Below are 19,366 nucleotides of genomic sequence, written 5' to 3'. Positions count from 1 at the left end.
TCCGGACCGGGCTCGGGTGGCGGGCGCCGCCGAGCCGGTGAGCTCGGCGGCGCCCCATGGGATGCGGCGGTTCGGATCAGGTCTGCTTTCCGCAGGATCCGCTGGCGCTGCAGTAGTTGTTGCCGGTGCCGGTGGACGCCGCCGTCTCCGGCAGGCCGACCGTGTCCCGCAGCGAGGTCACGTTCAGCTCGCTCAGGTCCAGGTCGTCCAGGTCGAGCTGGTCGAGCTTCTCGTCCAGGTTGACGTTCTCCATGATTCTTTCCCTCCTCCCGTGCTGTGTGCTTCTGTCCTTCACTCTGCCCGCCGGTGGGGCCGCCGCCATCGGTGACAATTGCCTACATTGGACGGTCCGGCACCCATCTCGGCGCTGGTCAGCCGGTGGTCGCGGCAACGATGCCGAGCCGGTGGGCGACGGCCGTGGCCTGCCGGCGGGTGTCCACCGCGAGCTTGTCCAGGACGGCCGCGACGTGGTGGTCCACGGTGCGTACGGACAGGGTCAGCCGTTCGGCGATGTCGGCGTTGGTCAGCCCGCCGGCGACCATCCGCAGCACCTCCATCTGCCGCTCGGTGAGCCGCTGCGGGTTGGCCACGGTGGCCGGGCGGGGCCCGCGCGGTACCCGCAGCCCGGTGCGGTGCCGCAGCCGGCGCCGCAGTTTGCGGGCGGCCGCGTCCGCGCCGAGCCGGTCGAAGATCTCCAGCGCCCGCAGGCAGGAGTCGTCGGCGCCGCCCGCGGCCAGCGCGTCGGCCTGCTCGTAGGGGCAGCCGAGGGCCGCCCAGGCGTCGGCCGCCCGCTGCCATTCCCCGGCCAGCAGCAGCCGGTACGGCTCGGCGTACCAGTCCTCGACCAGCGGTCGGGCGCCGGCCCGGCGCAGCCATCGGGCCAGTTCACCGGCCCGCCACGGATGCCGGGCGGCCCGGGCCGACCCGTACGCGGTGGCCAGCCGGGCCACCGGCAGGGTCCGCCCGGCCAGCCAGGCCTGTTCGGCCTGGGCCTCGGCGGCGCCCGGGGTCACCGGCAGCTCGGTGGTGCCGGGGTCGCCGCGCCGGGCCCGGATGCGCAGGAGCAGGATCCGGGCCGAGGTCGCCAGCGGGCCGTCCGGGTCGAGCGCCACGTGCGCATCGTCCTCGGCCCCGGCCCAGTCCCCGGCGTGCAGCCGGGACCATCCGCGCAGCACCGTGACCCGTCGCCGCAGGTGCCACCAGCCGTTGTCGTCCACGAGTCCGAGCAGCCGATCCAGGTCGGCCGGGAGCCGGTGGTCGACGCGGTTCGCGGCCAGCCCGACCGCGGCCCGGGCGGCGATCTCGCCCAGGTCGTGCTGCCGGGCGAGCGCGAAGGCCCGTTCGAGGTCGGCATCCCCGTCGTCGGCCGGCCGGGCCTGACCGAGATCGATCAGTGCGGACGCGAGCGCGGCCTGGTCGCCGATCCCCTCGGCCAGCCGCACCGCCGTCAGGGCGCAGGCGACCGCCGGACCGGGACGGTCCGCATCCCGGTGCGCGGCCGACCGGGCGGCGTGGGCGAGCACCCGCTCGGGGCCGGGATCCACGGTGGCCAGCACCTCGACGGCGGCCCCGGCGACCGCGGCCGCGTCGTCGGGACGGCCCAGCCACCGGTGCAGCCGGGACAGGTGGCGCAGGTTCGCGCCGATGCCGGTCAGGTCACCGGCCCGCTCCCGCAGGGCCAGCGCGGCCTGGCGGGCGGGCACGGCCCGGGCCGGGTCGCCGGAGGCGAACGCGTACTCGGCGAGGGCTTCCCAGGCGTCGGCCCGCGCGGCCGGGTCGAGCCGGTCGGCGTAGCGCAGCAGCAGGTCGCAGTGGTCGGCGGCGGCGCCCGGGTCGCCGGACGAGGCCGCCCGCCGGGCCGCCCGGGGCGCGTGCCGCAGCACGGCCTCGGCGTCGTCGCATCCGGCCGCGTGCCGCACGAGCCGGGCGGGGTCGGTCGCGCCGGCCACGACCGAGGCGCGCAGCAGCCGGCGGTGCGCGTCGGTCCGGACCAGCGGCGCAACCGTGCCGAGCGCCGCGCGGCGCAGCAGTTCGTGGCGGAACCGTACGCTCTCGCCGTCCTGTTCCAGCAGCCCGCAGGACAGGCCTTCGGCCAGCGCGGCCGGCTCGTCCGGGCCGGCCGCGGCCAGCACCCGCCCCTCGGCTCCGGCCGGATCGGTGGACACCAGCGTGACCAGGTCCCGGGCCGGTGCGCTGAGCGCGGCCAGCCGGGCCCGGACCAGCGCCTGCACCCGGCCCGGCACCCCGGTGCCCGGCCCGGCGGCCAGCATCTCGGTCACCAGCAGCGGATTCCCACCGGTCAGCGCGTGCAGGCGGGGCCCGGCGGCGGCCCCGGCCAGGGTTGTCACCGCGGCCGCGGACAGCGGGGCCAGGGCGAGCCGGGCGACCCCGGTGGACGGCAGGCCGGCCAGCACGGTGTGCAGCGGATGGTCCGGTGCCAGTTCGTCGTCCCGGTAGGTGAGCACGATCAGCGCGGTGATCCGGTCGAGCCGGCGGCTGACGTAGGCGAGCAGGTCGAGCAGGGCACGGTCGGCCCACTGCACGTCCTCGAAGACCACCACCAGGGGACGGTCGGGCCGGGCCAGCCGGTCCAGGAACGCGGCGAAGATCTCGGCGTCACGCTCACCGGAGCGCAGCGCCCCGGCCAGCCCCCCGCCGAGCCGGGGCGCGATGTCGAACAGCGGACCCAGGTCGCGGGCCTGCCCGAGCGGATCGCACAGGCCGACGACCACGTCCGCCGAGCCCGCGTGCCGTTCGGCGACGTGCCGGATCAGGGTGCTGCGCCCGATGCCGGCCGGGCCGGTCACCAGTGCGAACCGGCCGGGGCCGGGTCCGGTCATCGCGGACAGCCGGGCCACGGCGGTGTCTCGTTCCAGCAGCTCGGTCACGGGTTCACCGGACCCGGCGGCCGAGGATGCGGACGGTCCAGGCCAGGGCGGCAGCGGTCAGGACGGCCTCGGCCAGGATCGCCCACCACACCACGGCGGCCCGGTGGTCGCCGCCGAACAGCGCCCGTACCGCCTCGACGATCCAGCTCATCGGGTTGGCCCGGGACACCGCGACCAGCCAGCCGGGCGCGGTCGCGGCGGTGATCGGCAACAGGATGCCGGAGAGCAGCAGCAGCGGCTGGGTGATGGCGTTGAGCAGCTGACCCATCGTCTCCTCGCCGGCCGAGCGCAGCGCCACCGCGTAGGACAGCGTGGACATCAGCAGGGCCGCGAAGGTCAGCAGCAGGTAGACCACGGCGAGGTCGAGCGGGCGGATCCGCAGCCCGAAGGCCACCGCGAGGGCCACGATGATCGTGCTCTGGGCCAGCAGCGAAACGACCTCGCGCAGGCTGCGGCCGATCACCATGGCCGTCCGGCTCACCGGGGTGAGCATGGTGCGTTCGACGACCCCGGCGCGCTGTTCGCCGATCAGTCCGAAGCCCGCGAACAGGGTGCCGTAGATGGCGAGCATGACCAGCAGGCCGGGCACGAACGTCTGGTAGGCCTGGGCGGTCGTCGGCAGCCGCAGCGCGCTCTTCATCAGCGGCCCGAACAGCAGCAGGTAGAGCAGCGGTTGCACGACGCCGAGGATCAGCCACACCGGCCCGCGGCGCAGCAGCAGCAGTTGCCGGTCGAGGATCAGCCAGCAGTCGCGGGCCAGCTTCGCCGGGCCGCTCATGACTCACGCAACTTGCGGCCGGTACGGGCCAGAAACACGTCGTCCAGGCTGGGCCGGCGCAGGTCGACCGAGCGCGGCTCGACCCCGGCGTGGTCCAGCGCGCGCACGATGCGCAGCACCACGTTGGTCTCGGAGTGCACGTGCACGCGCAGACCGTCCGGGTCGGGCGGATCTATGCGGTGGACGTACGGTTCGGCCCGCAGCGCCCGGACGGCCGGCTCGGGCGAGCCGTCGAGGCCGATGGTCACCACGTCGCCGGACACCTCGCGCCGCAGGGCCTCCGGTGAGCCCTCGCAGACGATGCGGCCGTGGTCGATGATGGCGATCCGGTCGCAGAGGGCGTCGGCCTCCTCCAGGTAGTGGGTGCTGAGGAAGACGGTCATGCCCTCGTCGCGCAGCCGCCGGATCTCGTCCCACATCCGGGCCCGGCTCTGCGGGTCCAGCCCGGTGGTCGGTTCGTCGAGGACGAGCAGGGCGGGCCGGTGGATGACGCCCAGCGCGACGTCGACCCGGCGGCGCTGGCCCCCCGAGTACGTCTTGCACCGGCGGTCGGCGAAGTCGTCCAGCTCGAACGCCGCGATCTCGGTGCGCGCCCGCCGCTGCGCCTCGGCCCGGGAGTGGCCGTGCAGGCGGGCCTGCATCACCAGTTCCTCCCGGGCGGTGACCTCGTACCAGGTGCTGCCGCCCTGGGCGACGTACCCGAGGTGCCGGCGCACCACGTCGGGCCGGCGCCGCAGGTCGGCGCCGGCGACGAACACGCTGCCGTCGTCCGGGGGCAGCAGCGTCGCCAGGATCCGCATCGTGGTGGTCTTGCCGGCCCCGTTCGGGCCCAGGAAGCCGAAGATCTCGCCGGACTTCACCTCCAGATCGACCCCGCGCACCGCCGCGACGGCGTTCTCGCCGGTTCCGAACGACTTACGCAGACCGCGTACGTCGATGATCATGACTTCGCCTCCGAAGGGCTGCACTGACATGGGCATCACCGTGTCAGCGGCCCGGCCCCGGAACCGGCCGTCCCGGACAGGCCCGGACAGCGGCGCACGGATACACGCGCACCTGTCGGATCGCAGACCTATTCGTCCACTTAGGGCACCTAGGCTGCGAAACGTCCGCCGGACCACAGGTACAGGGAAGAGGGACGGTGCTCGAACAGCCCGCCGACCCGGAGGTCGTCAACCGTGTCAGCACCCCGGCCGAACTCGCCCGGCTGCTGCGCGACCTGCGCCGGCGCGAGGCCCGCCGGCGCGGCACCAAGGAGATCACCTATCGCGAGCTGGCCGGCCGGACCGGCTGGTCGCACGCCGTCATCGGAGAGTACCTGACCGGCCGCACGCTGCCGCCGATCGACCGGTTCGACAGCCTGATCCAGCTGCTCGGCGCCGAGCCGGCCGAACTGCGCCCCCTGGCCACCGCCCGCGACCGGGTCGAGGAGCGGTCCCGGGCCGTGCCCGGGCCACCGGGCGGCGGTGTCCAGCTCGGCGGCCCGGCACTGGTCGGGCGCGACGACGAACTGGACACGGTCGCCACGGCGATCGGGGCGGCGGCCCGCGGGTCGGGCGGCGCCCTGTTCCTGATCGGCGACGCCGGCATGGGCAAGACCCGCCTGGCCGCCGAGGCCGCCCGGGTCGCGGCCGGGTCCGGCCTGCGGGTGCTGCGCGGCCGCGCGGTCTCCCCGGCCATGCAGTTCCGGCCGCTGGCCGAGGCCCTGCTCGCCGAGATCCGTCGCGACGGCGTCCCGGACGATCCCACCCTGCTGCCGTACCGGCGGGCGCTGTCGCGGTTCGTGCCCGAGTGGTGGCAGGAACGGCTCGGCGGCCCCGACGACTCGCTGGTCGTGCTGGCCGAGGCGGTGCTGCGGCTGGTGATGACGCTCGGCCGGCCGCACGGCTGCCTGTTCGTCCTGGAGGACCTGCACGAGGCCGACCCGGACACGCTCTCCGTGCTCGACTATCTGATCGACAACGTCGGCCGGGAACCGATCCTGCTGCTGGGGACGGTCCGCACCGGCCCCAGCCCGGCCCTCGACCTCGCCCACGCCGCCCGCCGCCGGCACACCGCGGGGGCGGTCCCGCTGGCCCGCCTGGACGACGACGCGGTCCGCCGGATGGCCGCCGCCTGCCTCGGCATCCCGGCCGATCAGCTGCCCGGCCCGGTCGTCGACCGGCTGCTGGCCAGCGCCGACGGTGTCCCGCTGCACGTCGAGGAGCTGCTCGCGGGGATGGTCGGCGACCGGGTGCTGCTGCGCTCCGGCGACGGCTGGGAGCTCGCCGCCGACCTGCCGACCCAGCTGCCGGTCAGTCTGGCCGCCACGCTGACCGGCCGGGTCCGGCTGCTGACCCGCCGCACCCAGGCCCTGCTGAACGCGGCCGCCCTGCTGGGCCGGCAGTTCCCGGTCACCGTCGCCGGCGCCGCGGTCGGCCTGGGCGGGCCGGAGTTGCCGTCGAGCCTGCGTGAGGCGATCGAGGCGCAGCTCATCGGGCCCGGGGACGATTCTTCGACGTACGCGTTCCGGCACGTCCTGACCGCCGAGGCGTTACGCGCCCAGCTGCTTCCGATGGAGCTCACGGCCCTGTCGCGCAGCCTGGCCGAGGCCGTCGAGGCGTCCGCGCCCGTCCCCGGCCGCGAGCGGCTGGCCGGTGAGTTGTGGGCCACCGCCGGTGAGCCGCGCCGGGCGGCCGAGATGCTCGGGCCGGCCGGACGCCAGGCGCTGACCGAGGGGGCTGTCGCGACCGGCATCGCGCTGCTGGAACGGGCGCTGGAGCTGGGCGAGGACGACGTCGCCGACGGGCCGCTGGCGTCGATCGGCGAGTCCCTGGTGGACGCGTACGCGCTGGCCGGGCGGGTCACCGACGCCTACGAGCTGGGCGAGCGCCTGAACCGGGACAAGCCCCGGGCCGGCGTGCACCTGCGGCTGTGCCGGGTCGCCGCGGCGGCCGGCCACTGGGAGCGCGGCCTGCTCGAGGTCCGGGAGTTGCGCCGGCTGCTGGGCCCGCATCCCGACCCGGTGGCCGGCGCCCACGTCGACGTCATCGAGGCCCGGCTCACCTTCGGCAACCCCACCGAGGACCGGCAGCGTGTCACCGAACGGCTGGCCGAGCGGGCCCTGGACGCGGCCCGGCACAACGGGCTGCCCGAGGTGGCGTGCACCGCGCTGGAGATCCTCGGCCGCTGCGCCCGGCTGCGCGACCTGGCCCAGGCCGACGACCTGTACGCCCGCGGTCTGGCCGTCAGCGAGGAGAACGGCCTGGTCAGCGACCGGATCCGGCTGTCCTATCAGATCGCCGCGCACGCCGGGATCCGGGCCGCCGACGCCGAGCCGCTGACCCGGGTCCTGGCCCTGGCGGCCGACAGCGGGGCGATGGTGACCGCCCTCGACATCGAGCTGGAGCTGGCCGTGCTGCGGATCTGCCGCGGTGAGTACGACGACGCCGACCGGGCCGCCGAGCACTGCGAGCAGGTCGCGGGCCGGCTGCGGCTCACGCACACCCGGCTGCTGGCGGTCGGGATGCGGCTGGTCGCGGCCGCGCATCGCGGTGACGGTGAGGGCGTCGACGCCCTCACCGTCCGGTTCCGTGAGCTGGGCGGTGAACGGGACGACTTCGCCTCGGCGGTGCGCGGCTTCGGGCTCGCCTTCGGCCGGCTGCTGCACGAGGACCGGGACGGTGCCGAGGCCGACATCGCCGCCGCGGTCGCGGTCGAGTCGTCCCGCCCGGCCTCCTACCTGTCGCTCATCCACGGCCCCGACCTGTTGCTGTCGGTGCTGGCCGGGCGGGCCGGGCCGGACGAGTGCGACGCGCTGGCCGGCACCGCGCAGGTCCAGGCCGGCTGGAACCGGCAGTTCCTGCCGCTGGCCCGGGCCGTGCTGCACGGCCGGGCCGGCCGGGTGGCCGAGGCCGAGCGGGCCATGGACGAGTTCCGCGGGCTGTCGCGGCCCTATCCGCTGGCCCGGCACCTGGGCCTGCGGCTGGTCGCCCCGGAGGCGGTCGCCGACCGCTGGGGGGATCCCGGCGGGTGGCTGCGCACCGCTCAGACCTTCTTCCACGCGCGGGCGCCGGAGGTGGCGCGGGCCTGCCGCCGGGCGCTGCGGGAGCTGGGCGCGCCGGTCCCGCAGCACCGCCGGGGCACCGAGACGGTTCCGCCGGCGGTCCGGGAGCTCGGCGTCACCGTCCGCGAGTACGAGGTGCTGCTGCTGGTCGGGCGGGGTCTGAGCAACGCCGCGATCGCCAAGGCCCTGTACCTGTCCCCGCGCACCGTGGAGAAGCACGTCGCCAGCCTGCTGACCAAGACCGGTCGGGCCGACCGCAAGCTGCTGGCCCGGATGGTCGCCGCCGAATTTGGGTAGGCCGCGCGCAAAGCTACGTACCCGCATACCGCCACCCACGCGCCCCGCCCACCCATGCTTACTGACGGCAACGACGCTAGTGAAGGAGCTGCCATGCGAATTCGTCTTCCCGGCACGGTCGTCGTGGTGATCGCGGTCGCGCTCGCCCCGGCCACGCCGGCCGCCGCGACGCTCACCGGCAAGTGGACGGCCGACCCGGTCACCCTGAAGCCGGCCGCCGCGACCGGGGCCGGCCTGCACGACGTGTCGGCCCGGTCGGCGACCGACGTGTGGGCGGTCGGGTCCTGGTGGGATGCGTCCACCCATCCGATCTCCGCGCACTTCGACGGCCTGACCTGGTCGCCGGTGCCGGTGCCGGCCACCACCCCGGTCGACCTGTTCGGCGTCGACGGCGCCGCGGCCGACGACGTGTGGGCGGTCGGCGGCGACGGCGGCCCGGCCCCGGTGACGATGCACTTCGACGGCCGCGCCTGGACGGCCGTGTCCGCCCCCGGCCTGCAGGTCACCGGCACGGTCGCGACGCTGAACGACGTGGACATGGTGTCCACCGGGGACGGCTGGGCGGTCGGCACGGTGACCGCCGGGGCGAAACCGCCGCAGGCCCTGCTCGCCCACTGGGGCGGCGGGAAGTGGACCCGGTTCCCGGCGCCGTCCGACGCCCAGTCGATGGACCTGGAAGCCGTTAATGCCACGTCGGGCACCGATGTCTGGGCGGTCGGGTCGCAACTGCGCACCGACGGCTCCGAGGCCGCGCTCGCTCTGCACTTCGACGGGTCGCGCTGGCTGTCGGTGCCGCTGCCGGAGGCGGGCGCCGACGGCGAGAAGGTCACCCTGGAGAGTGTGTCGGCGGCCGGGCGGGACGAGGTCTGGGCGGTCGGCGAGGCCTGCCGGACCGGCGGCGGCATCGAGATCTGCCGGCCGGTCACGTTGCGCCTGTCCGGCGGGGCGTGGAAGGTCATGCCGACGACCGGGGGCGGTACCGAGTTCACCGGTGTGGTGGCGTTCTCGCCGTCCGACGTCTGGATCATCGGGTACGCGGCCCAGACCGCCGTGGCCGACACCGATTACGCCGAGCACTGGGACGGCACGACGTTCACCGCCGAGGCCACGGTACCGCCGTCCTCGCCGGTGCCGATGGGTGAGCTGGCCTCGGCCCTCGAAGCGGTGACCGGCGACCGGGCCACCGGTCAGCTGTGGGCGGCCGGCTGGACGGCCGACCCGGGTGGCACGAAGCCGAGCCCGAGCCCGGTCTTCGGCACCACCCACCTCGTCCACCGCGGCTGACCGGCCCGCTCACGGGATCGAGACCAGCACACGACCATCGGCGTCCCGGGCAGCCCCGGCCGAGGCTGCCCGGGGTGGGCGTCAGTTCGACGCGGCCGTCGCGGTGAGGCGTTCGGCCGAGGCGACGACCGCCTCCGGGGTCGGCGCGGTGCCGGGCATGTGCGGCGTGCCCTCCAGGTCGTACGCGATCTCGGCGTGTTCGGTGATGTCGATCCCGGCCGCCTCTTTCTCGGGACGAGCCCGGCGATCGCCCCGGACATCGCGCCCAGGGTCGTCCCGTGCCCGAGCTTGTTGGCGATCCAGCCGCCGACGACGCTGCCGTCCGGCGCGTCGAACGCGAACACCCAGTGCGCCACCGGGAAGTAGACGAGACCGGCCCACAGCCCGGAGAAGAGCAGCCATGGCCCGAATCGGACACGGTCGGAGATCGCGCCGGCGATCAGCGCGGTGGTGATGACCGCTGCACCCGGATGTCAGCGGTGCGGCGCGACCGTGTCCGGGAAGGCGATCACCGACAGGAAGCGGATCGGGAGTTCGACCAGGTCGGCCGGGCCGTGCGCGCCCTCGCCGTCCATCTGCAGCGAGTCGCCGGGCGTGAGCCGGTGCACCGACCGCCCGTGCGCGTAGTCCATGGTCCCCTCCAGCATGTAGATGAACTCGGTGCCGGGGTGCTGGAACAGCGGATACGTCTCGCTCTTGACGGTCAGCGTCACGTGCAGGCACTCCAGGCGCCGGTGTTCACCGCGCAGCGTGCCGAGCAGCTGGTACTCGTGCCCGGCCTGGGAGCCGTCGCGGACGATCGCGGTGCCGCCGCCGGCCGGGACGAACGACGACGGCCGTTCCTTGTCGGCGCCGCGGAACAGGCTGGTCACCGGCACGTTCAGCCCGTCCGCGAGCGCGGCCAGGGTGCCCAGGCTGCACGACGTCTGGGCGTTCTCGATCTTGGAGAGCATCGCCTTGGAGATGCCGATCCGCAGGGCCAGCTCGGCGACCGTCAGCCCGTGCTGGGTGCGCAGCTCACGCACGTTGCGCCCGATCGCCGCCTCCAGGTCGAGCCCGCCGAGCGGCTCGTCGGCGGCCCGCTCGCGCGCGGTTCCGGTGTCGTTGCGGAGCAGGGGACTGTCGGTCATCAGGCCACCCTAGATTCTCCGAAGATCAAGACCATCAAGACCCTTGCGCCGTACGGCGGGAGCCCACCCGGAATCGCCCGGCGGGAACGGCGCGCCCGAGCGCGGAGTCGGCGATGATCGAACCCAGCAGCGGCGCGAACTTCGCCCCGTGCCCCGAGCAGGGCGACGCCACCGTGAACGGTCCGATCGTGTCGATGACGAAGTCCTCGGTCGGCGTCACCGTGAACACGCACGTCGTCTCCGCGTACGGCGAAGGAATCAGTCCGGGCAGGAAGCGCTCCACGTACCCGACGAGCCGCGCCCGTTTCCCGGCGTCCACGACACCGTCGTTGTCCCGGGCCGACCCGATCTCGGATCCGCCGTTGTACTCGGCCACCTTGTGCCCGCGCTCCCCCGCGTCCCGTCCCCCGGGCAGCCCGTAGATGGAGATCTCGGCGCTCTTGTGCACGAACGTCGGCCAGTCACCCGGTTCCCGGTACGGGAAATGAAACGCCTGCTCCTTGCGGATCCGCAGCGCCGGCAGCGCGAACGGCAGGTCCCCGGCCAGCTCGGGCAGCCACCCACCGGCGGCGACCACGACGTGATCCACGGTCAGCTCGTCGCCGTCGGCCGACCGGATCGACACGCCCTCGGGCGTCGAGAAGATCCGCGACACGGTCCAGCCCGGCTTGATCGTGGCGCCGCCCGCGAGGGCCAGGGCCGTCATCGCGTGCACCGCCATGGCGGCGTCGATCACTCCGGCCGACGGATGCCAGAGCACCGACCCGTCGGCGTGGATGCCCGGCCAGCGTTCCCGCGCGGCCTCCACGGACAGGACCTCGTGGTCGACACCGGCGGTTGCCAGGACCGATGCGAGGCCGGCGGGGTCGCGGACCGCTCCGAAGTCGAGCGCGCCGGTCGGCCGCAGCAGCGACACCCCGGCGGCTTCCTCCAGTTCGGTCCACTGCTCGCGGGCCGCGCCCACCATCCGTACATAAAAGGGGTCGGGATAGGCGTAACGGAAGATCCGGGCCGAGCCGTGCGACGAACCTTGCGGGTTGGCGGGCGCAGCCCGCTCCAGAATCGTCACGTCAGCGCCGTGCTGGACCAGCCGCCACGCCGTCGCGGCGCCGGCCAGCCCAGCCCCGACGACGGCGTAGGACCTGGTCACCGCCCGGTCCCGGGGATCCAGTCGGTGCCGGCCAGGGGCACCCGAGCCATCGCGGCGGCCTCGATGGTCACCGCGACCAGGTCCTCGGGTTCGAGGTGGGTGACGTGCGACTTTCCGCAGGCGCGGGCGATGGTCTGCGCCTCCATGGTGAGAACCCGCAGGTAGTTGGCGAGGCGCCGGCCGCCCTCGACCGGGTCGAGCCGGGCCGCGAGTTCGGGGTCCTGCGTGGTGATGCCGGCCGGGTCGCGCCCGTCCTGGAAGTCGTCGTAGAAGCCGGCGGCCGAGCCGAGCGCCTCATATTCGGCACTGTACCGGGGGTCGTTGTCGCCGAGCGCGATCAGCGCGGCCGTCCCGATGGCGACCGCGTCGGCGCCGAGCGCGAGGGCCTTGGCCACGTCGGCGCCGGTCCGGATGCCGCCGGAGACGATCAGCTGCACGCCGGTCGGGCCCTGCCGGTGCACGCCGAGCTCCTGCAACGCCCGCACGGCCTGCGGCAGGGCGGCGAGCGTGGGGATGCCGACGTGTTCGATGAAGACGTCCTGGGTGGCCGCCGTCCCGCCCTGCATGCCGTCGACCACGACGACGTCGGCGCCGGCGTGCACGGCCAGTTTGACGTCGTAGTAGGTGCGGGTCGCGCCGACCTTCACGTAGATCGGCTTCTCGTGGTCGGTGATCTCCCGCAGCTCCTGGATCTTGATGGTCAGGTCGTCCGGCCCGGTCCAGTCCGGATGCCGGCAGGCGCTGCGCTGGTCGATGCCCTGCGGCAGGGTGCGCATCGCGGCGACACGCGCGTTGATCTTCTGGCCGAGCAGCATCCCGCCGCCGCCGGGCTTGGCGCCCTGTCCGAGAACGATCTCGATGGCGTCGGCCCGGCGCAGGTCGTCCGGGTTCATGCCGTAGCGCGACGGCAGGTACTGGTAGACGAGGTGCTTGGACTGGCCGCGCTCCTCCGGCGTCATCCCGCCGTCGCCGGTCGTGGTGCTGGTCCCGACCTCGGACGCGCCGCGCCCGAGCGCCTCCTTGGCCTGCGCCGACAGCGCCCCGAAGCTCATCCCGGCGATCGTCACCGGGATGTCCAGGTGCAGCGGATACTCGGCGTGGCGACCGCCGAGCACGACGTCCGTGCCGCACGCCTCCCGGTAGCCCTCCAGGGGGTAGCGGGACATGCTGGCGCCGAGGAACAGCAGGTCGTCGAAGTGCGGGAGCGGCCGCTTGGCGCCCCAGCCGCGGATGTCGTAGACGCCGGTGGCGGCCGCGCGCTGGATGGCGTGGATGGTCGCCCGGTCGAAGGTGGCCGATTCGCGAAGGTGGCTCATCAGTATTCGTTCCCCGCGTGGAAGTGGTAGAGCTGCCGGGCCGATCCGTACCGGGTGTAGTCGCCGGTGTCGTCGTCCGGCCAGCCCGCTCGGTCGAGGAGATCCCGCAGCTCGGCGTGGTGTTCGGCGCGCATGTCCTTGGCGATGCAGTCGGCCCCGAGCGACGCGACCTTTCCGCGTACGTAGATCCGGGCCTCGTAGATCGAGTCGCCGAGGGCCTCGCCGGCGTCGCCGCGCACGACCAGGCGCCCGGCCTGGGCCATGAACGCGCTCATGTGGCCGATGCTGCCGCCGACCACGATGTCCGCGCCCTTCATGGAGATCCCGCAGCGGGCGGCGGCGTCGCCGCTGATCACGAGCAGGCCGCCGTGGGCGGTGGCGCCGGCCGACTGGGACGCGTTGCCGTTGACCCGGACCGAGCCGCTCATCATGTTCTCGGCGACGCCGACCCCGGCGTTGCCCTCGACGACCACGTCGGCCAGCTGGTTCATCCCGGCCGCGTAGTAGCCGCAGTGTCCGGTGATGGTCACCTGCAGCGGCGTCCTCAGTCCGGCCGCGACGCTGTGCCTGCCGTTCGGGTTCTCCAGCGTCACCCGGCCCTGCGGCAGCCGGTGCAGGGCGCGGTTGACCCGCTCGTCCTTGGCCAGGTCGAAGGTCAGCGTGTCCATACGTAGATCCGTTCCGGCTCGGGTTCGAAGATGCGGGCCTGATCGATGCCGGGCAGGCCGACGAGTGCGCGGTACTCCGAGGCCATCGCCACCCAGTCGTCGTGCTCGGCGATGACGGCCGGCTTGCAGGCGATCGCGTCGCGCACCACGGCGAACGAGTCCCGGTTCGACACGAGCAGCGTGTAGAAGCCGTCGAACTCGGCGCACAGGCTTTTCAGCGCCGACTCGACGTCCTGCCCGTCGGCCAGCGCCCGGGCGACGAAGCGGGCGCCGACCTCGGTGTCGTTCTCACTGTCGAAGACGACGCCGCGGGCCTTCAGGTGGCGGCGGATCGTCGCGTGGTTGGCGAACGAGCCGTTGTGCACCAGGCATTGATCAGGACCGACCGCGTACGGGTGAGCCCCGCTCGGGGTCACCGCCGACTCGGTCGCCATCCGGGTGTGCCCGACGCCCTGCCAGCCCTGGGCCTGGGCGAGGCCGAACGTGGTGGCCAGGTCGCGGGGGTGGCCGACGCCCTTGAGGACGGTCAGTTGTTCACCGAACCCGGCGATCAGCGCGCCCGGCAGCTGGGCGAGCAGATCCTCGACCGACATCGGCGCGTGCACGACCTTGATGTCCCCGAGATCGATGACGGTGGCATTGATCTCCTCCGGGATGCTGCCCAGGACGGTCACCGTCGCGTGGCCGGGCGGTGACCACACCGGATCGCCGTAGATGGCGACACCCGCTGAATCAGCGCCTCTTTCCGACATTTCACCCAACATTCCGGCGAGGAGGACGCCGAGACGAGGGTATAAGTCCGAATTTCTCAGGTGCAGGCCCACAATTCCGCACATGGTGACCCCTTTCAGAAGGCCTGGAGGTACTGGTCGATCTCCCACGGCGACACGGCGCTGTGCCAGGCGAAGAACTCGTCCCGCTTGAGCTGGGCGAAGTAGGCCGCGACCCCGGGACCGGCGGCGTCCAGCACCCCGGTGAGCAGGTCGTCGGCCTCGAACGCACCGATCGCGTCGAGCAGGGTCTGCGGCAGCGGATCGCCCTTGGACTCCCCCGCGCCGGGCCGGCCGGGGTCGAGCGAGCGGGCGATGCCGTCCAGGCCCGCGCCGAGGGCGCCGGCGATGGCCAGGTACGGGTTGGCCGAGCCGTCGCCGCCGCGCAGCTCGACCCGCTGGTCGTCGGGAACCCGTACGTAATGGGTCCGGTCGTTGCCACCGTAGGTGGCGAACCTCGGCGACCAGGACGCGCCGGACGTGGTGGCGACCGCTCCGGTCCGCTTGTACGAGTTGACCGTCGGCGCCAGCAGCGCCTGCAACGCGCACGCGTGTTCGAGGACGCCGGCCACGAAGGCGTAGGCCGTCGGCGACAGCCCGAGGCCGCGGTCGTCGCCGTCGGCCGGGAAGACCCGCTGATCATTCGCGGTCAGCGACATGTGCAGGTGCAGGCCGTTGCCGGTCCGGTCGGCGAACGGTTTCGGCATGAACGTGGCCGTCATGCCGCGCCGCTCGGCCAGCATGGTCAGCAGGTAGCGCAGGGTGATCACCCGGTCGGCGGTGGTCAGCGCGTCGGCGTAGGCGAAGTTCTGCTCGAACTGGCCGTTGCCGTCCTCGTGGTCGTTGGCGTAGTTGCCCCAGCCGAGCTCGTTCATCGCGGTGGAGATCGCGGTCAGGTGCTCGTACATCCGGGTCACGCCGCGCGCGTCGTAGCAGGGCTGGGCGGCCGTGTCGTGCGTGTCGGCCGGTCGCAGACCGCCCTGGCCGTCGCGCTCGAGAAGGAAATACTCCACCTCGGCGCCGACCCAGGGGGCGAACCCGGCCTCGGCCGCGCGGGCCAGCATCGCCTTGAGGATCACGCGCGGCGCGAACCGCCACGGCTCACCGTTGACGTGCGGGTCGCAGTGCACGACGGCCAGGCCCGGCTTGAGGAACGGGACCGGGGTGAACGAGGCCGGGTCGGGGATGGCCATCAGGTCCGGGTCGCGCGGCTGCTGGCCGATGGCGCCCACGGCGTACCCGGCGAATCCGACGCCCTCGCCGGCCAGCGTCTCCACGGCCTCGACCGGGACCAGCTTGGCGCACGGCTTGCCGCGCAGGTCGACGAAGAGCGCCAGGATGAAGCGGACGTTCGCCGCCTCCGCGAGTTGTGCGAGCTCGGATGCCTGTGACACGTGACCTCCCCAGAGATGATTCTTCACAAGAAACTATGTTTCACAAGAGTGAACCGGGTCTCTGTTACGGGGAAGGGCACGGGCCGTTACGGAAACCCCCCGGGGATCCACAGGGTTCGGTCAGCCGACTTCCAGATTCCGGGAGTACATAAAACGGTGATAGATCGATACCGGCCGGGAGGAGAATCCGGTGACCATTCCTGAGCAGGGTCCGGAAACGCACGGGGCGTGGGCGCCCCAGCAGCAGCACTGGCCGGTCAACACCGGATGGAGTCAGCCGGGGCAGTGGGCCGGGGCGGGCCAGTGGCCGGCCCAGCCCGGGTGGCCGCCCCCGCCGGAGCCGGCGCGGCGGCGCAACGGGCGGATGACCGCCCTGATCGGCGGCGGGCTGGCGGTGCTGGCGATCACCGCGGCCGGGGGTTTCGCGGCCGGGTGGTCGCTGAAGCCGACGCCCGTGGCGCAGTCCAGCGCCACCTCGCCGTACCTGCCGTTCAACCCCGGGACGGGGAACGGATCGCAGTTCGGCGGCACCGATCCGAACACCGACCCGAACACGGATCCGAACTCGGGCACCGGCTCGGGGTCCGGCACCGGCGGTGGCACGACCGCCGGCGGTGCCACGCAGGCGCAGGTCTCGGCGGTCGCCGCCAAGGTCGACCCGGCGCTGGTCGACATCACCACCGTGCTCGGCGCGCAGAACGCGGAGGCGGCCGGCACCGGCATCGTGATCGCCTCGGACGGCATCATCCTGACCAACAACCACGTCGTCGCCGGTGCGACCAGCATCACCGTCACCGACATCGGCAACCACAAGGACTACCGGGCCGCCGTGATCGGCTACGACCGCTCGCACGACATCGCGGTGCTACGGCTCTCCGGCGCGTCCGGCCTGACCACGGCGACCCTGGCGACCTCGGCGGTCAGGCAGGGCGACCCGGTCGTGGCGATCGGCAACGCGGGCGGCACCGGCGGCACCCCGAGCGCGGTCGGCGGGGCGGTCGCCGCGCTCGGCCAGTCGATCACCGCCTCGGACGAGTCGACCGGCGCGTCCGAGAAGCTGACCGGCCTGATCGAGGTCAACGCCGACATCGAGGCCGGCGACTCGGGTGGCCCGCTGCTGACCACTTCCGGTCAGGTGATCGGGGTGGACACGGCCGCGTCGACCGGTTTCTCGTACCAGGCGGCCGGCGGCGACGGCTACGCGATCCCGATCGCGGACGCCACCGCGATCGCCGACAAGATCCGCGCCGGGCAGTCGTCCAGCAGCATCCACCTCGGCTCCACGGCGTACCTCGGCGTCGAGGTGACCAGCAGTGAGCGCGGCCAGGGCGTCAGCGGCCCGGCGGTTCTCGGGGTGGTCCAGGGCTCCCCGGCCGAATCGGCCGGCCTGACCCGGGGTGACGTGATCACCGCGGTCGCCGGCAGCGCGGTCGCCTCGGCCACCGACCTGACCAACCTGCTCGACCACTACCACCCCGGCGACAAGGTCAAGCTGGCCTGGACCGACGTCAACGGCCAGTCGCACACCGCGACGGCCAAGCTGGCCACCGGCCCGGTCGGCTGACCTCAGTCCGACAGGGACACCTCCCGGAAGTCGACCTCGTAGGCGGTCCGCCCCATCTCCGGATCCCGCGCGTGCAGCGTGTGCAGGACCGGGGAGTGCGGACCGCCGAGGTCGATCAGGGTCGCCGACGCGCCCTTGACGAACCGGTCGACGCCCGGCGTCCCGGTCAGGTCGATCCGGTTGACCACGCCGGGCGTGACCCACAGCGGCGCGCCCGCGAACATCCCGAACAACTGCAGGTGGAAGTGCCCGCAGAGGATCAGCCGCACGTCGGTCCCGGTCAGTACGGCGGCCAGTTCGTCGCCGTTGCGCAGCCCGGCCCACTCCTGCACCCGGTGACCGGGAACGATCACCGGCGGATGGTGGAACGCCACCACGGTCCCCTCGGGCGCGGGCTCGGTCAGGATCTCGCGCAGCCAGTCGAGTTGCCGGGCGGAGATCCGGCCGTACGTCTTGCCGGGGATCAACGAATCCAGCGTGACCAGGCGATATCCCTCGATCAGGCTGACCGCGGCCCGCTCCGGCCCGTCGAACTCGGCGACCGGTTTCGGGTGCCCGCAGCCGAGAACCGCCGCGAACGCCCCGCGCTCGTCGTGATTTCCGGTGGTGAAGAAGGCGGGCACCTCGCGGTTACCGATCAATTCAAAGGCTTGCGCGTACGCCTCGGGAGTGCCGTCGTCGGCCACGTCCCCGGAGACCAGGATCGCGTCGACGCCGGGCAGCTCGGAACAGTCCCGCAGGATCCGCCGCAGCGACTCGGCGGGATCGATGCCGTACGGGTTCGGTTCGGCCTCGCGGGTCAGGTGCGTGTCGGAGAGATGTAGTAGCCGCATGCCCCGCACGCTATCGCTCTGATTCCGTAGTTATACTAAGTAACTATGAGCGAGAACGCGGAGGAGGTCGGCGCCGACCTGCGGCGGGCGGTGGTGCGCCTCTACAGCCGGTTCCGCTCCGAACGGGTCGAGGGCGAAGTCCCGGACGCGGCCCTGCTCGTCATGATCGTCATCGACAAGCGGGGGCCGATGAGCCTGAGCGACCTGGCCGAAGCGGCGAAAGTCACGCTCGGGTCGATGAGCCAAACCGTGCGGCGGCTCGAACAGCTCGCCTACGTGACCAAGTCCCGGGACACCGCCGACCGGCGCAAGGTCCTGTTCACCCTGACCGAGACCGGGCAAGCGGCAGTCACCGCATCCCGCCGGCACCGGCGCGACTGGCTGAACGGGCGCCTCGCCGAGCTGACCCCGGCCGAGCGGGACGACATCGCCCGGGTTGCCGCCCTGCTGCTCCGCATAGCCGACTCCTAGCCCGACCTACCAAGTCCTGTCCGCTCGACCGATCCTGCCCTGGAGCGCCATGCACCCCGTCGAAATTCTCCTGTTCCCACTTGGCCGGGCGCTGCGCAACCGCCGCCCGGACGAGTCGGCGAGCCTCGCCAACGCCCCCGGCCTGGCCACTCCTAACCACTTCACCCTCTCCTCCCCCGCCTTCCGCGACGGCGAAGTCATCCCCGCCAAACACTGCGGCATCTTCATCGGCAGCGACACCTCGCCGGCCCTCACCTGGAGCGAACTGCCCGAAGGCACGAAAGACCTGGTCCTGATCTTCGAAGACCTGGACGTCCCACTGGGCCCCAAACCCGGCATCCACACCATCGTCGCCTTCACCCCGAACGCCGACGGCCTGCCCGAGGGCGCCCTGACCCCGAAGGACCCGTCCTTCCGCTTCCTCCCCGCCCTGCGGGGAATCGCCAAGTACGTCGGCCCCCGCCCCCTGCCCGGTCACGGCCCCCACCGCTACCGCTTCCACCTCTACGCCCTCGACACCCCGATCGACCTCACCCGGATCCCCAACCCCACCCAGCTCCCCCCAGCCCTCGCCGGCCACGTCCTCGCCTCCGCCACCCTCACCGGCACCCGAACCTGCTGACCCCCACTCCCCCAGCCCCCACCACCAGCCAAGCCCAGCCAGCTGGCCCCCACGGCTGCCAGCCAGCCCGAAAACAGCCGCCAGCACCAGCTGAGCGCGCGCAGCTGGCGCTGACGGCTGCTGGCCGGCCCCGGAACAGCCGTCAACACCAGCTGA

At 73.3% G+C, this 19,366-nt stretch carries 16 protein-coding genes and 1 pseudogene; 5 read left to right on the top strand and 12 right to left on the bottom strand.

All coding sequences use genetic code 11. The features are described 5' to 3' along the window. Positions 1-76 precede the first annotated feature (76 nt). From ACSHV8_RS14760 to ACSHV8_RS14745, 4 genes are all read right to left on the bottom strand, one after another. Positions 77-253, bottom strand: coding sequence for a thiazolylpeptide-type bacteriocin (locus tag ACSHV8_RS14760; RefSeq protein WP_436533326.1), 177 nt, complete (start codon positions 251-253; stop codon positions 77-79). Positions 254-371: 118 nt separating this feature from the next. Next, positions 372-2,888, bottom strand: coding sequence for an AAA family ATPase (locus ACSHV8_RS14755; RefSeq protein ID WP_436533324.1), 2,517 nt, complete (start codon positions 2,886-2,888; stop codon positions 372-374). Between the two features lie 4 nt (positions 2,889-2,892). After that, positions 2,893-3,666, bottom strand: coding sequence for an ABC transporter permease (locus tag ACSHV8_RS14750; RefSeq protein ID WP_436533323.1), 774 nt, complete (start codon positions 3,664-3,666; stop codon positions 2,893-2,895). Continuing rightward, positions 3,663-4,607: an ATP-binding cassette domain-containing protein gene (locus ACSHV8_RS14745; RefSeq protein ID WP_436536770.1), complete on the bottom strand. Its 945-nt coding sequence runs from the start codon at positions 4,605-4,607 to the stop codon at positions 3,663-3,665. The genes ACSHV8_RS14750 and ACSHV8_RS14745 overlap by 4 nt, the downstream gene beginning before the upstream one ends. 200 nt (positions 4,608-4,807) lie before the next feature. Here ACSHV8_RS14745 and ACSHV8_RS14740 point away from each other — a divergent pair, with 200 nt between their 5' ends. Beyond that, complete coding sequence (locus ACSHV8_RS14740; RefSeq protein WP_436533321.1) at positions 4,808-8,008, top strand: AAA family ATPase; 3,201 nt, start codon at positions 4,808-4,810, stop codon at positions 8,006-8,008. 93 nt (positions 8,009-8,101) lie between these two features. Beyond that, positions 8,102-9,292, top strand: a complete 1,191-nt coding sequence (locus ACSHV8_RS14735; protein WP_436533319.1) for a hypothetical protein — start codon at positions 8,102-8,104, stop codon at positions 9,290-9,292. A 242-nt stretch (positions 9,293-9,534) separates the two neighbouring features. Here ACSHV8_RS14735 and ACSHV8_RS14730 read toward each other — a convergent pair. From ACSHV8_RS14730 to glnT, 7 genes and pseudogenes are all read right to left on the bottom strand, one after another. Then, positions 9,535-9,753: pseudogene (locus ACSHV8_RS14730) on the bottom strand (ammonium transporter); the annotation flags it as partial. 12 nt (positions 9,754-9,765) lie between these two features. Next, entirely contained in the window at positions 9,766-10,422 is a 657-nt protein-coding gene (locus ACSHV8_RS14725) for a helix-turn-helix domain-containing protein (protein ID WP_436533317.1), read from the bottom strand. Positions 10,423-10,456: 34 nt separating this feature from the next. Beyond that, a complete protein-coding gene (locus ACSHV8_RS14720) occupies positions 10,457-11,572 on the bottom strand; it encodes an FAD-dependent oxidoreductase (protein WP_436533316.1) in 1,116 nt (371 codons plus the stop codon). Further along, positions 11,569-12,888, bottom strand: a complete 1,320-nt coding sequence (locus ACSHV8_RS14715; RefSeq protein WP_436533314.1) for an FMN-binding glutamate synthase family protein — start codon at positions 12,886-12,888, stop codon at positions 11,569-11,571. The genes ACSHV8_RS14720 and ACSHV8_RS14715 overlap by 4 nt, the downstream gene beginning before the upstream one ends. Next, the gene (locus tag ACSHV8_RS14710) at positions 12,888-13,556 is read right to left on the bottom strand and encodes a hypothetical protein (protein ID WP_436533313.1); all 669 of its coding nucleotides are present in this window, start codon (positions 13,554-13,556) and stop codon (positions 12,888-12,890) included. Before ACSHV8_RS14710 ends, ACSHV8_RS14715 begins: the two co-directional genes overlap by 1 nt. Then, positions 13,544-14,308: a hypothetical protein gene (locus tag ACSHV8_RS14705; RefSeq protein WP_436533311.1), complete on the bottom strand. Its 765-nt coding sequence runs from the start codon at positions 14,306-14,308 to the stop codon at positions 13,544-13,546. The genes ACSHV8_RS14710 and ACSHV8_RS14705 overlap by 13 nt, the downstream gene beginning before the upstream one ends. A gap of 95 nt (positions 14,309-14,403) precedes the next feature. Further along, positions 14,404-15,720 (bottom strand): type III glutamate--ammonia ligase, encoded by a 1,317-nt coding sequence (gene glnT / locus ACSHV8_RS14700; protein WP_436533309.1) that lies wholly within the window; start codon positions 15,718-15,720, stop codon positions 14,404-14,406. Between the two features lie 190 nt (positions 15,721-15,910). Between glnT and ACSHV8_RS14695 the strand changes: the two genes are divergently transcribed. Beyond that, positions 15,911-17,284: a S1C family serine protease gene (locus tag ACSHV8_RS14695; RefSeq protein ID WP_436533307.1), complete on the top strand. Its 1,374-nt coding sequence runs from the start codon at positions 15,911-15,913 to the stop codon at positions 17,282-17,284. Positions 17,285-17,286: 2 nt separating this feature from the next. Here ACSHV8_RS14695 and ACSHV8_RS14690 read toward each other — a convergent pair whose 3' ends face one another. Continuing rightward, complete coding sequence (locus tag ACSHV8_RS14690; protein ID WP_436533305.1) at positions 17,287-18,117, bottom strand: metallophosphoesterase; 831 nt, start codon at positions 18,115-18,117, stop codon at positions 17,287-17,289. A 45-nt stretch (positions 18,118-18,162) separates the two neighbouring features. On the opposite strand from ACSHV8_RS14690, the gene ACSHV8_RS14685 reads away from it, so the two are divergent. Both ACSHV8_RS14685 and ACSHV8_RS14680 read left to right on the top strand, forming a co-directional pair. Further along, positions 18,163-18,588: a MarR family winged helix-turn-helix transcriptional regulator gene (locus ACSHV8_RS14685; protein WP_436533304.1), complete on the top strand. Its 426-nt coding sequence runs from the start codon at positions 18,163-18,165 to the stop codon at positions 18,586-18,588. Positions 18,589-18,637: 49 nt separating this feature from the next. Then, entirely contained in the window at positions 18,638-19,210 is a 573-nt protein-coding gene (locus tag ACSHV8_RS14680; RefSeq protein WP_436533302.1) for a YbhB/YbcL family Raf kinase inhibitor-like protein, read from the top strand. The last annotated feature ends 156 nt before the right edge of the window (positions 19,211-19,366 follow it).

Source organism: Actinoplanes sp. HUAS TT8 (genome assembly GCF_051380535.1).
Taxonomy (GTDB): Bacteria; Actinomycetota; Actinomycetes; order Mycobacteriales; family Micromonosporaceae; genus Actinoplanes.
This window is presented reverse-complemented; position numbering and strand designations above follow the sequence as displayed.